14 protein-coding genes are annotated in these 12,883 nt (G+C 53.5%); 8 read left to right on the top strand and 6 right to left on the bottom strand.

The features are described from left to right. Positions 1-5 precede the first annotated feature (5 nt). The gene (locus tag J0A66_RS19580) at positions 6-314 is read left to right on the top strand and encodes a YfcL family protein (RefSeq protein WP_206575552.1); all 309 of its coding nucleotides are present in this window, start codon (positions 6-8) and stop codon (positions 312-314) included. Here the strand turns inward: J0A66_RS19580 and J0A66_RS19575 are convergent. Beyond that, positions 287-808: a DUF2244 domain-containing protein gene (locus tag J0A66_RS19575; RefSeq protein ID WP_206575551.1), complete on the bottom strand. Its 522-nt coding sequence runs from the start codon at positions 806-808 to the stop codon at positions 287-289. The genes J0A66_RS19580 and J0A66_RS19575 overlap by 28 nt on opposite strands. A gap of 488 nt (positions 809-1,296) precedes the next feature. Here J0A66_RS19575 and J0A66_RS19570 point away from each other — a divergent pair, with 488 nt between their 5' ends. The 3 genes from J0A66_RS19570 (at position 1,297) to J0A66_RS19560 (ending at position 3,264) form a co-directional block, all read left to right on the top strand. Further along, entirely contained in the window at positions 1,297-1,614 is a 318-nt protein-coding gene (locus J0A66_RS19570) for a DMT family transporter (protein ID WP_206575550.1), read from the top strand. Next, complete coding sequence (locus tag J0A66_RS19565) at positions 1,614-2,015, top strand: ACT domain-containing protein (RefSeq protein ID WP_206575549.1); 402 nt, start codon at positions 1,614-1,616, stop codon at positions 2,013-2,015. Before J0A66_RS19570 ends, J0A66_RS19565 begins: the two co-directional genes overlap by 1 nt. Positions 2,016-2,151: 136 nt before the next feature. Continuing rightward, positions 2,152-3,264: a sugar-transfer associated ATP-grasp domain-containing protein gene (locus J0A66_RS19560; RefSeq protein ID WP_206575548.1), complete on the top strand. Its 1,113-nt coding sequence runs from the start codon at positions 2,152-2,154 to the stop codon at positions 3,262-3,264. Here the strand turns inward: J0A66_RS19560 and J0A66_RS19555 are convergent. Further along, positions 3,261-4,949, bottom strand: coding sequence for an NAD-dependent malic enzyme (locus tag J0A66_RS19555; protein ID WP_206575547.1), 1,689 nt, complete (start codon positions 4,947-4,949; stop codon positions 3,261-3,263). The genes J0A66_RS19560 and J0A66_RS19555 overlap by 4 nt on opposite strands. Before the next feature lie 261 nt (positions 4,950-5,210). Here J0A66_RS19555 and J0A66_RS19550 point away from each other — a divergent pair, with 261 nt between their 5' ends. The 4 genes from J0A66_RS19550 to dnaB all read left to right on the top strand — a co-directional run bounded on the left by J0A66_RS19550 (position 5,211) and on the right by dnaB (position 8,697). Beyond that, positions 5,211-5,759 carry an RNA polymerase sigma factor gene (locus J0A66_RS19550; protein WP_439098884.1) on the top strand — a complete coding sequence of 183 codons (549 nt, stop codon included), beginning with the start codon at positions 5,211-5,213 and terminating at the stop codon, positions 5,757-5,759. After that, the gene (locus J0A66_RS19545) at positions 5,752-6,240 is read left to right on the top strand and encodes a hypothetical protein (protein ID WP_206575545.1); all 489 of its coding nucleotides are present in this window, start codon (positions 5,752-5,754) and stop codon (positions 6,238-6,240) included. Before J0A66_RS19550 ends, J0A66_RS19545 begins: the two co-directional genes overlap by 8 nt. Positions 6,241-6,251: 11 nt before the next feature. Continuing rightward, positions 6,252-7,199, top strand: a complete 948-nt coding sequence (locus J0A66_RS19540) for a DUF4097 family beta strand repeat-containing protein (RefSeq protein ID WP_206575544.1) — start codon at positions 6,252-6,254, stop codon at positions 7,197-7,199. Between the two features lie 106 nt (positions 7,200-7,305). After that, on the top strand, positions 7,306-8,697 hold the full coding sequence (gene dnaB / locus J0A66_RS19535) for a replicative DNA helicase (protein ID WP_206575543.1): 1,392 nt from the start codon (positions 7,306-7,308) through the stop codon (positions 8,695-8,697). A 54-nt stretch (positions 8,698-8,751) separates the two neighbouring features. Here dnaB and J0A66_RS19530 read toward each other — a convergent pair whose 3' ends face one another. The 4 genes from J0A66_RS19530 to J0A66_RS19515 form a co-directional block, all read right to left on the bottom strand. After that, positions 8,752-9,804, bottom strand: coding sequence for an OmpA family protein (locus tag J0A66_RS19530; RefSeq protein WP_206575542.1), 1,053 nt, complete (start codon positions 9,802-9,804; stop codon positions 8,752-8,754). A gap of 61 nt (positions 9,805-9,865) precedes the next feature. Continuing rightward, complete coding sequence (locus J0A66_RS19525) at positions 9,866-11,815, bottom strand: sensor domain-containing diguanylate cyclase (protein WP_206575541.1); 1,950 nt, start codon at positions 11,813-11,815, stop codon at positions 9,866-9,868. A gap of 63 nt (positions 11,816-11,878) precedes the next feature. Beyond that, entirely contained in the window at positions 11,879-12,340 is a 462-nt protein-coding gene (locus J0A66_RS19520) for a secondary thiamine-phosphate synthase enzyme YjbQ (protein WP_241264325.1), read from the bottom strand. After that, positions 12,322-12,789, bottom strand: coding sequence for a chemotaxis protein CheX (locus tag J0A66_RS19515; RefSeq protein WP_206575540.1), 468 nt, complete (start codon positions 12,787-12,789; stop codon positions 12,322-12,324). Before J0A66_RS19515 ends, J0A66_RS19520 begins: the two co-directional genes overlap by 19 nt. Positions 12,790-12,883 lie beyond the last annotated feature (94 nt).

Raw genomic sequence — 12,883 nt, 5'->3', positions numbered from 1 at the left:
TAACTATGTCAGAGCAACAATTCGATCGGTTTGTGGAGCAGGTTGAAGAGGCCCTGGACCAGGTCGTGACGACGGGCAGTGATCAGCAACTCTTTGTGGCCAGTTACCTCAACGGACATTTTTCCTTGCAGGTGGCCCGGGCTCTGAATGAAAAGAACTATTGCCTCACTCAGTTGGATTTGACCATGCAGGAAAGCCTCAGTCTGGCGTTCCGAAACCGCGAGCTGGAAGGTGAAGATCAGCGCCAGGTGGAAAAACTGTGGCAATCCCTGCTGAGGGAGAATTGTCAGTCTAGTGTCCGCTCCAGTGCCTGAACCTCCGTCTGGCCAAGGGTGCGACAGGGCAGGTCCAGTTTGCGCAACAGTTTCAAGAGTGTTTGCATGTCCTGTTGATTGAGCCGCTCGCCCAAAGGCAGGCAGAGACCCCTGCCATTTATTGTCAGTTCTTGGGTGGACAGGGAGTGATGGGGCAGGTGGATGACAAACAGGCAGTCCTGACGGTCAAACTGCCACTGCTTTGTGGGGCGGGTATATCCCCATATTACCTGTATCTGCCGTTGATCGATCAGCAACATTTGTTGGCTGTAAGTGTCTTTGCAGACCCGGTAGGCCAACCAGCCGAATAACCCCACCTCCAGGCCGGCAAAAGGCAGAATCAGCCAGGCGCCGGCCAGACTCCAGAACAGGGCCACCATCAGACACAGCCCACCCAAAAAGGTGACCAACAGCTTTGTTTGTCCCCAGGAGGCGGATCGGTTGGGCTGCAACCTTATGCGAATCCGGTTATCGAAGTTGTCTTTCAGAACCATGGGTTATACCAATCGGGTTAATTTTTAGTGCAATCAGAGCAGCCCAGGAAGGATTACTTCTGCGTTCCGACTTCTCGACATAGCACCACTATGCCTTCGAAGCCGCGCCTTGAACTAATCCTTCCTGGGCACTCTCGACAACTGCTCCTGCGTTGTTCTACTTCACGCCATCCATGGCGCTCCCTGTGGGCGAAGTCAAAATGCCCGCTACCTTGTGTTGCTCGCATTCGATTTAGCGCCACTAGACCTTCATACGAGCGCCTTGGTATCGAGCATTTTGTCTTTCGCTGAATGCACTAAAGATTAAGCCGATTGGTATTAGCGATCATTAACAGTCTGTATTCTTTATAGCAGGCTGCGCAAAGGTTGCAGAACAGGGAGTGGCCGGGCTATATTGACTGTCCCGCCGGTGGGGACGACCCCACCAGGTCATTTTGGACTGCAAGGCTTTATGCAGGGACGACCCTGCCAGAATGGGAGATCCCCTGATGGCATGGTGTTACCTCACGTTTGCTTCACTTTTTGAAATCCTCTTTGCCCTGAGCCTGAAGCATTCAGACAGCTTTACCCATGTGGGCTATTCAACCATGGCGGTTCTGAATATGTTCCTGAGTCTGCTGTTATTGTCAGTGGCCATGCAGACATTGCCGCTGGCACTGAGTTATGCAGTGTGGACTGGCGCGGGCATTATAGGGACGAGTCTGACCGCTATGCTGTGGTTGAATGAGGCTGTTAATCCGCTCAAACTTGGCGGACTGGTCCTGATTGGCCTGGGTATTTTGTTGCTGAAACTGGGAGAAGCCTGATGAGCGGTGAAATTAACCTTGATCACCTGATCCAGTCCATGCAGCCCGTCTTGCATGAGGAGTTATTTGTATTTGTGACCCGGCCGGCAACTCAGGCACTGCCTGGCAATCTGATTCCCAGGATGCAATTTCTTGAGCAGGAGGGCATGACCCTTATCGTAGAACAGTACCAGGCCGATCTTCAGGGCTGGGACTATCAGTTTCCCTGTCGGATGATTACCCTGAATGTTCATTCCTCCCTGGAGGCAATAGGCTTTCTGGCGAAAATTACCGTCGCCCTGGCCAAGCGGCAGATGGGCGTTAATCCCGTGTCGGCCTTCTACCACGATCACCTGTTTGTTCCTGCAGATAAGGCCGATGAGGCGATGCAGTGCCTGATTCAACTCTCTGTTACTACATAAGCAAAATAAGTAAGGAAATCAGCCCAAAGTATTTGGCCTGCCAGAGGTATGTAGGCATACTTTTGTGTATCGATAACATTGAGCTGGGGGTTGTAAAGACGATGGCCAGTGCAACCTGTTACAGAATGGATGGAAAATGATTGCCAAACTCAGGGAATATCTGCAAATAGCTCAATACTGTGCGAGAGTCAAACAGGGGCTGACCTTGCTGCAACTCCTGAAGATAAGCTGGTGCAGACTCAAATGGGGGTTCGGGCCGGTAGATTACGTGCTGTTTGGTTTTGCCGATAAGCCGTTGAGTGCGCCTGGTTCTTATTTGAAAAAACATGAATTGGAGATTTTGCAAAAAGCGCTGAACCAGGAGGCGTTCAGGCCGCTGGTGGCAGATAAAATGAATTATCACCGCATCTGTCAGCAGCAAGGGCTGGCAGCGCCGGAGGTATTGGCGGTTGTACAAAACAGTAGCTTGTCAGACCCACAGCCCTTTGAGCAGATAAAAGACGCACAGGGGCTGCTTGTGCGACTGCAATCCTGGGGGGAAGGTCAGTATATCTTCAAACCTGCCGGGGGATCCCATGGTGAGGATATATTCTGCTTTAGGTTCGCCGGCCAAGGTTTACAGGATATCCATGGCAAGGAGCTCGACCCAACTGGCCTGATGCAAAAACTGCAGCTTGGACGATTTGTACTGCAACGTTACGCCGCTCCCCATCCTGCTCTGAACGACGTGATGCCCGGTCCCGGTCTGGGGACGCTGCGACTGGTGACGGTAAACCGGGAAGGGCAGGTCGAACTGGTCATCGGCTGCGCCAAGTTGCCGGTGGGAGGAAACCTGATAGACAATTTTAATGCAGGCAAGAGTCTTAACCTGGTATCGGCCATCAACCTGGACAGCGGCCGACTGATATCGACCTACGGGCCGGACCCGCTCAACGAGGGCAACATCAGGCTGTTTACCCAGCATCCCCAGACACAGACAAAGCTGTCCGGCTACCTGCTTCCCAACTGGCAGGAAATTGTCTCACTGGTCAAGCGGGGCGCTGAGGTGTTCAATCAACTGCCCACTATTGGATGGGATGTGGCCCTGACCACAGAGGGGCCCTTGTTAATCGAGGCCAATTCACTGTTTGACTGCGATATTCTTCAGGTAGCCCATAACCGGGGCCTGAAACCGGACTTCTCACAATGGTTGCAAAGCCAGCAGGCCCGGCCCGGCCCCTTAACCGGGGCCGAGGGGACCCTGTCTTAGATGCTCACCCGTCGGTACTGACGGTATTTGGGCGTCCAGAAGGAATGTTCTATCTTGTCTCTGAGCATCTCGTCAGACATCTCCAGCGCCAGTCCCTGCTGTTGTGCCACTTTTCCCACCTGAAAGGCAATGGCTTTGCTCAGGGAGGCCAGATCGGTCAGGGGCGGAAGCAGAGCCCCTTTGCCTTTATTGGCCAGAGGGGAGGCACTGGCCAGCGTGGAACTGGCTGCCATCAGCATTTCATCTGAGATAAGCCTGGCCTTGGTGGCCAGCACACCCAGGCCGATGCCCGGGAATATATAGCTGTTGTTGCACTGGGTGATCGGGTAGCGCCGGCCCTGGTATTCCACATCGCTAAAAGGACTCCCGGTAGCGATAATCACCTGGCCGTCCGTCCATTCGATGACCTGCTCGGGGCGGGCCTCCACTTGCCTGGACGGGTTACTGAGCGGGAAGATAATGGGCAGATCACAGCCTTGTTTCATGGCGCGGATAACCTGCTCGGTGAAGAGGCCCGCCTGACCGGAAACCCCGATCAAAATATCAGGTGTGGCGCAGTGCATGACGTCCAGCAGGGAAGGATATTCACCACTGAAATTCCAGTCACTGATAGCGTCCTTTGGCTGGCAAAGGGCTTGCTGGAAGTCACGTAAACCCGCCATGCCCTCGGTCAGCAGACCGTAGCGGTCAATCATATAAATGCGCCCCCTGGCCTGGGCATCACTCAGGCCTTCGGCGCGCATTTGCTGAATCACCTGCTCAGCTATACCACACCCTGCCGAGCCGGCACCGACAAATACTACTTTCTGTTCAGATAAGCTGGTCCCTTTGCTCCGGCATGCGGCCAGCAGGGTACCCACAGTGACAGCGGCGGTGCCCTGAATGTCGTCATTGAAGCAACACACCTTATCCCTGTACCTGTTCAACAGTGGTGTGGCGTTCTGCTGGGCGAAGTCCTCAAACTGAATCATCGCATCCGGCCAGCGACGTTGGACGGCGCGGATAAAGTCTTCTACGAAGGCATCATACTCGTCCTGGCTGATGCGCTTGTGACGAGCGCCCATGTACATTGGATCGGCCAGCAGTTTCTCGTTGTTGGTGCCGACATCCAGCATAACCGGCAACGTATACGCAGGACTGATACCGCCGCAGGCTGTATATAACGACAACTTGCCGATGGGAATGCCCATGCCGCCGATGCCCTGGTCGCCCAGACCCAGGATCCGTTCGCCGTCAGTCACCACTATCACCTTGACCTTGCGTTTGGTGGCGTTGTGCAGAATGTCGTCCATATGCTGGCGCTCGGCATAGGAAATAAACAGCCCTCGCGAACTGCGGTAAATATCGGAAAATTGTTCGCAGGCATCGCCGACGGTGGGGGTGTAGATGATTGGCATCATCTCTTCCAGGTGCTGGGTGACCAGCGCATAGAAAAGTGTTTCGTTGTTGTCCTGGATGGCGCGCAGGTAAATATGTTTATTCAGCGGGGTGTCAAAGCTGGAATATTGCATGTAAGCGCGACTGACCTGCTCCTCGATGCTTTCGTAACGGGGAGGCAACAGGCCGTTGAGGTTGAAGGCCTTGCGTTCTTCGGCGCTAAAGGCGCTGCCTTTGTTGAGCAGGGGGGTTTCCAGCAGCGACGGGCCAGCGTGGGGAATGTAGAGGGGGCGCTTTTTCGTTGTCATCCAACCTTTCCTGATTTGAGCTGATAGGGTACTTGGGCTAAGAGTGGCGGATCATCACCTATCCGGCAGGCGATTTCCAGCGATACCCGGCCTATCAGACCAGTAGCGCCCCATTAACAAATATTTTTTTGCCTGTTTAAACCCAACGCCATTATGCTGCGACTTATTGTTCGAAGCGCCAGTGACTGAATAACCAGTCTGACCGGCAAAGGTCCCGGATAACAACAAGATGGTGATGCATTGCAAACACAAGGACAGATAATAGACGCTGAGCAGCAATTTGCCGATCGCGCCCTGCTGACCTTGATTGAACAGGTCCGACAGGGAGATCGGCAGGCGTACCGGCAACTCTATACGGAGCATGTGGGCATGGTCCATGGACTTTGTTACCGCCTGACGGGGGGGGACCGGGCGCTGGCTGAGGATGCAACCCAGGAAGTCTTTATCCAGCTATGGAGGAAGATTGGCAACTACCGGGGGGATAGCAAGTTCAGTACCTGGCTTCACTCGGTGAGTTCCAATGTCTGTGTGTCATATATACGCAAGCAGCGGGGCTGGTGGCAACGCATGTTTAATATCGAGGACAGTGCGGCCATGCAGGAAACGGCCGAAGGGTCCACCGGCGAGGTAGATATTGAGGCCTATGTGCAAAGGTTGCCTGAACGGGCCAGAATGGTCTTCGTGTTGCATGCCATAGAGGGCTACCGTCATGAAGAGATTGCCGAAATGATGGACATGGCAGTGGGTTCCAGCAAAGCGCAATTTCACCGCGCCAAGCAGTTAATGCAGGAGTGGATGGGCTATGAATAAGCAGAATTTTGAGCGGGATCTGCAACGACGGATCACCGAATTGCAAAAGGATCGACAGCCACAGAGGGATCTCTGGCCCGGCATCGAGTATGCCTTGAATCGTCAGCAGGAAGAAGTGCCCCTGCGTTCAGGCAAGCCCTTTCTGGGACTGGCGGCGGCAGTGGCGGTGATTGGCTTTGTAGGCTGGTTGTCTTTCAGTCCGTCTCCTGTTGGACAGGGTGATCCTTCACTGGTTGCCGCTCTAAGCCAGCAACACCAGCAGCAGAAACAAGCGCTGCTGGCCTCTTTTGCTGACCAGCCTGCGCTGACGCAAAACTGGCAGGAACAGCTCGATGAGCTGGATGGCGCCGCAGAGGCTATCAAGCAGGCGTTGGAGGAAGATCCGAATAACCTGGCATTGCTGAAAATGCTTCAGCAGGTCTACCAGCAACAGATTGATTTGATTGAAAAGGTGCATGCTCCCAAATGGCAGCAAATTTAGGATATCCAATTATGAACAAATTCATTATCGCCCTTGGCCTGTCTGCTACCAGCCTGCTTTGTCTGGCAGGGGAGCGGGTCGACAACACGCTCGAAGCGAAGGCAGATGGGCGGGTTAATATTGAGCATCTGTCAGGCAAGGCCGTAATCAGAACCTGGGACAGGAATGAAGTCCGGGTCAGCGGTGAGTTGGATGACAGGGCAGAAGAGCTTGTTTTCAAACGTCGCGGCGATGAAATCATCATTCACGTCAGGATGCCCAAAATCAACTGGGGAAGCTGGGGTAAAGACGATGGCGACGATCTGGAAATCCATGTGCCCCGTGGCAGTTTTGTCGAGTATGAAACGGTCAATGCCGATCTCGATGCCTCGGGATTTACCGGCGGTGCCGAATTGTCTTCGGTCAACGGAGAGTTGCGGGTCACAGACCTGAAGGGCCGGTTGCTGATCGATACGGTGAACGGCAGGATCAGTGCTGAAAATCTGCAAGGTGATATCAAGTTGTCCAGTGTCAACGGAGAGATTGAGGACGAAGGATCCAGCGGTGAGGAAATCCGCTATGACTCGGTCAATGGGGATATCCGGGCCAGTACCAGTATTGGCCGGGTGAGAATGGAAACCGTCAATTCCGATGCCGAACTTAAACTGGGCAAGGTGGAAAAGCTGACCCTGGAGACCGTCAACGGTGACACCGAGGTCTGGTTGGATCTGCAGGAGCAAGGAGAGGTCAGCGCCAGTAATGTCAGTGGTAACCTGGAATTGCATTTTGCAACCATGCCGTCGGCTCGTTTTGATATTGAAGGCCATGCCGGGGGCAGTTTTACCAATCGCCTGAGCGATGACAAGGCCAGTAAGGCAAAGTACGGGCCCAGCCGTTGGCTCAAATTCAGCACCGGCAGTGGCGCGGCGCTGGTCAATGTTTCCACCGTCAGCGGCAGGGTGCTGCTGGACAAAGATTGATCGTTCAGCGGCTCTCCAAGGGGAGCCGCTTGACCTTTCTGCTATCGCATTCAGCATCCGAATCCCGCATAATAGGTTCCCCCTGTCAGAAAGATAAGAGCGAAAGTTGAAAGTCGTTTCCCACAGAGAGCGTGACAGTAAAGTCGAGAAGCTGAAGATTCCTCCGCATTCGATGGAAGCCGAGCAATCGGTCATCGGCAGCATGCTTATCGCGCCGGATTGCTGGGACAAGGTCGCCGAGATCCTGATCGAGCAGGACTTTTACAATCGCGCCCATCAGACGATTTTCCGCTCCATTCTCAAGCTGTTGTCCAACAGCCAGCCGGTTGATTTGATTACCGTCTCTGATCTGCTCGAACAGCAGGATGAGTTGGAAACCGCCGGTGGTTTTGCCTATCTGGGTGAACTGGCCAAAAACACTCCCAGCGCAGCCAATGTGGTGGCCTACGCTCAAATCATCAAGGAACGGGCGGTGCTCAGGGAGCTTATCGGGGTGGCCCATGAGATAGCCGAGACCGGCTATAACCCAGAGGGCCGCTCCAGCGGTGATGTGCTGGATATGGCCGAGAGCAAGGTATTTGAGATCGCCGAAAAGCGCTCTGGTAACAGTGAAGGACCACAGAACGTCGAGACGGTGCTGACTCATACCATCGATCGCCTGGAAGCCCTGATCAAGACCAACAAGGAAGTGACCGGGGTCTCCACCGGTTACAAGGATCTGGATAAGAAAACCAGTGGCCTGCAGCCTTCTGATCTCATCATAGTGGCTGCCCGTCCCTCCATGGGGAAAACCACCTTCGCCATGAATCTGTGTGAGAACGCCATGTTGCTGGAAGAGAAGCCGGTATTGGTATTCAGTCTTGAGATGCCGGCGGAACAGATCATGATGAGGATGCTGGCGTCCCTGAGCCGGGTCGATCAGACCAAAATTCGTACCGCTCAGCTTGACGATGAGGACTGGGCGAGGATTTCCAACACCATGGCCATGCTCAAGGATAAGGACAACCTGTTTATCGACGACTCTTCCGGCCTGACGCCCATGGAAGTGCGCACCCGGGCCCGGAAACTGGCCAGGGAGAAGGGGGGAATCGCCCTGATCATGGTCGATTATCTGCAATTGATGCAGGTGCCGGGATTGTCGGAGAACCGTACCCTGGAGATTGCCGAAATATCCCGCTCCTTAAAGGCCCTGGCCAAAGAACTGAATGTGCCGGTGGTGGCCCTGTCTCAGCTGAACAGGAGTCTGGAGCAACGGGCCGATAAGCGCCCGGTCAACTCGGACCTGAGGGAATCCGGCTCCATAGAGCAGGATGCCGACCTGATAATGTTTATTTACCGGGATGAGGTCTATCACGAGAACAGTGAATACAAAGGCATTGCCGAGATCATCATCGGCAAGCAGCGTAACGGCCCCATCGGCACCAGCCGACTGACCTTCCAGGGGCAGTTCTCCCGTTTTGACAATTATGCCGGCCCGGCCATTGCCGATGAATATTAAAGCTTAGTGGTGAGGACAGGGCGTCGTATGACGCCCTGTTTTGTTTGTGCCAGGCTATTTGGTGACTTTGACTTCTTTTATGGCACTGACTACCGCTTCAATGCGGCGATTACGCCTGTGTGCTTCGGCAGTGTTGGCTGGATCCAGTGGGCGCAGTTCGCCATAGCCTATCGTGCTGAGCCTGTCAGCACTTAAACCGAACTGACTGACCAGAAGCTCTTTTACTGCGTTGGCCCGCTTTTCCGACAACTGCTGATTGTAGGCCGTGTCACCGACGGTGGAGGTATGCCCTTCGATGACCGCTTCGGTATTGGGAAATCGCTTCATGAAATCCGCAAAGGCCCGCAATTCCGATGAATCCGGGTTACGGATTTCATAGCTGTCGTTGGCAAACAGAATATCCATCTGCTGCTGGACTCTTTCCTGGGTAAAGATACTGCAGCCATTGGCATCCACCTTGTCTTCAGGGGGGGTATTGGCACAGCGATCCTGGTCGTCCATTACCCCATCCCCATCCGAGTCGGTTGGTTCGGGCGTGGGTTGCGGTGCCGCAGGCATGGGTTGTGGCCGCGTATCTGCTATTGGTGCGGGTGAGGTTGCGCCGAAGCGATAAGCCAGGCCGAGTTTAATACCATAGTCCGTAAAGTCTTCACCAAAGTCGTGATAAGCGGCCAGTTCCGAGACCAGTTTCCATCTGTCATTCAATGTCCAGTGGCGGCCAATTCCCAGGTTGACCAGTTTGTAGTTCTCATCCAGGCTCTCATGCTTGACACCGGCAAACAGATAGGTGGCTTTCTGGTCAAAGAAATACAGGGCGTCGATACCCAGTCGGTCACCCGATTCGTCGTCGAAGCCGGCTTGTGAGTCAATGTTCAGGTGGGACCATTCCAGCCGGGTTCCCCAGCTCGGCGTCAGCCTGATACCTAATTCCAGGCCAAAGCCTTCTCCGTCTTCCAGCCCGCCCAGGGGCTCGGGTTTGTCGTTGTCGGCATTGTACCATTCTGCAAATCCCGCAGCCCATCCTTCGTAATCCGGCGGCGCAGCTGTCACAGTAAACGAGGATAAGAGGCTGGCAGTCATGAATGAGGTTAAGAGTGTTTTTTTCATCTTGATTCCTTGATTGAAAGTGATCCTGAAGGTTGTTCTGCCCGGCTATACCGGATAATTGTCAGTTGTGCTGTTCTTTGGAGCCGTCTTCTTCTGCCAGGCTGACCTGGTTGCGACCGGCCTGTTTGGATTGATAGAGGGCTTTGTCTGCCCTGCTGACCAGTGTATCAACGGAATCCCCTGCTTGGAAATGAGCTACGCCGAAACTGGCTGTAACGATCAATCCTTCTTCGTATGTTTGTTGTTCCAGGGTCGTGCGCAATTTCTCTGCCAGTTGCAATGCTTTTTCCAGCATGATACCCGGGCAAATCAGCAGAAATTCTTCGCCGCCCCAACGTCCCACGTGATCTGTCTGGCGGGTACGCTGCTTCAGTAGCTCGGCCACTTTGCAGATGACCTTATCGCCTTTGAGATGGCCAAATTTATCATTGATATGTTTGAAATGATCGATGTCCAGAATGATCACGCAAAGCGGTGTTTCATAACGACCGGCGCGGCCAATTTCGCTGACCAGTATATCGTCCAGCTTACGCCTGTTATACAGTTTGGTCAGGCTGTCCGTTTCGCTTAGTTGCTTCATCAGGTTGGCCCGCTCCTGCTGCACGCGGCTTTGCAACTGAGATTCAACCAGGCTCTGTCTGCGTTTATCCAACTGTATGGACATTTCCCTGAAGTTGTCCTGCAACTGGTCAATCTCTTCAATACCCGAGGTTTCAAAACGGACCTCCCTGCCTGTTTCCACATTCGAGGTCAACCGAGACAAGGTCTGGATGGGCTGGGCGATCTTGACTGAGAGCCTGCGGGAACGCCGCTGGGCCACATAAATAAACAAGACATAAAAAATCAGCAGACCGGCAACGGCCAGCAAGCCCAGGCTGGTGGTCATCTTCTTGGTCTGCAGGGCAGGCTGATAAAGATTGGCCTGGTCGACCAGGGCAATGACCTGCCATCCGGTTTGTTCAACCCGGGCGCTCAACACTAGATATTGGGTGCCTGACAGGGTGAGTATGGCGTCGGCTCCTTCCCTGGCTACAACCTTGCCGAAGAACTGCTTCAGCGATTCATCGCGGAAGCTTTGCACTTCGAAATAATCTTTGCGCTCAAGGGGCTGGGTAAGCAAGTCCGGATATTCCTGGCCGTGGACAATGTCCACCCCCAGGGTTTGGTTGATATGGGGGTCCATGGCCAGAATATCCCCTTGGGAATTTAACAGCAGGCTGCTGGCCTGCCAGGGTAACTCTGGATCCAGTATCTGTTCGGCCAGCCTGGCGATGGACAGGTCGATTCCGGCCACCCCCTGCAGCATGTCCTGATAATACACAGGGGCCATGGCGGTTAGAATCCAACCCATGCCAAGCGGATCGAAATAGCTCTCGGTCCAGGTGGGTAGTCTTTCTGGGTTGTGGATTTCATCTGCCAGGTAATAAAAAGGTTGCTGGCGGATGTCCACTCTGGCCCCAAATACCTCTGGCAGATTGGGTATGGGAGGATACAGGCGTACCATGCTGTCCCAACTGTTGAAATAGCTTTGCACTACAACAGGGTTGATATCGGTAATACCGATCAGCAAGGGATCCAGCCGTTCCGACCAATAGGCTTTTTGCTTCCGCTGCGAATTGATTTCGTACCGGGCGGACAGATACAGGGCGCCGCCAGGCATAGGCGCTGCCTTGTAAAAACTGCCGTTGGTATGCAAGCGGTACTGCTGCTTCACCGGCTCGGCCAGGGCCGGAGCATTTTCTGCAAACAGATCGGTGATCTGACTTTGCAGCAAAAAGGCATTGCGTTCAATTTCCCGCAGATGCAGATCCAGGTTAGTAGCCTGCTGGCGCGTAATAATCTGCAGGTTTTCTTTGGCCTGCGACAAAGCCAGATCCATGTTTTGCTGGGTGATCAGATACGTGACGGTGAAGTACATGCCAAGCAGTGCAGACTCGACGATCAGAAGAGGGATCAGCACTGACTTGAGATAGCTTCGCTTGATAAGATCCCGGAGGTTAACCGATGTCAAACAGTCATCCTTAGTCATTTACCCTGACAGCATAAAGAACAACCCTGTACTAAGGCAATGCTCTTATCCTGCTGAGCTGGTGCAATACTGGCCTTGCAGTGTCACAAGCAGATGCCTGACGCCACCTTGATTTCTGTGTTCACACAGGTAAATACCTTGCCAGGTGCCTAGAGCGAGGCGGCCATTTTGGATGGGTAATAGTAAAGAGCTGCCAAGCAGGCTGGATTTCAGATGGGCAGGCATATCATCGCTGCCCTCGAAAGTATGCTGGTAATAGGGCTCGTTCTCAGGAACCAGGTGATTGAAGAAACGCTCGAAGTCCCCTCTGACCGTGCTGTCAGCATTTTCGTTGACGGACAGGCTGGCACTGGTGTGCTGGATGAATATATGCGCCAGCCCGATAGAGAAGTCCTGCAGTTGGGGCAATTGTGACAGTATTTCGTTCGTGACCAGGTGAAATCCCCTGGGCCGGGCCGCCAAGCTGACCGGTTGCTGATACCAATGGCTCATACCTTGTCGAAGCATATCTCCAGGCTCGCGTTACCCGCTTCGTTGGTGAAAGGTAACACAATCTTCGGACCATCGACTTTGTGGGTGATAGTGTGCTGTCTGCCAGAGACCACTATGGGGGTGGCCATGTCGAAGTCATAGCCTTTCTTAGCCAGTTCCAGTTTGGCGCCACCTGTGACCATATTGGTAATTTCACCGACCATATCTGTTACCTCAGCATCAATCTTGGCGGGTTTTTCACCCAGCATACGATGCATTATTTCCAGGGCCAGGGATTCATCGAAAGAAATGGAAAACGAGCCCTTTACCTGAGGCCCTACCATACCGATCAAACCTGACACATCACCCCGTGCAACTTCATCGGCCTTCTTTTTTGGCTTGCCCGGCTGTAACTTGGTTTGTGCCATGGTTTCCAGCACATTAATCAGGGAAGCAATAAAAGGGTTTATAAATTCAACATTCATTGGTTCTTTTAACCTTTTCTGGTTTTCGGCCTACTAAGGGTTGCGCATCTGTTGTTCCCCAAGGGAATGTTTAAAGCCATCTCTGTTATATAAT

Source organism: Bowmanella dokdonensis (assembly GCF_017254865.1).
Lineage (GTDB): Bacteria > Pseudomonadota > Gammaproteobacteria > Enterobacterales > Alteromonadaceae > Bowmanella > Bowmanella dokdonensis.
Note: the sequence above shows the minus strand (reverse complement) of the source record. Positions and strands in the feature narration are given on the sequence as shown.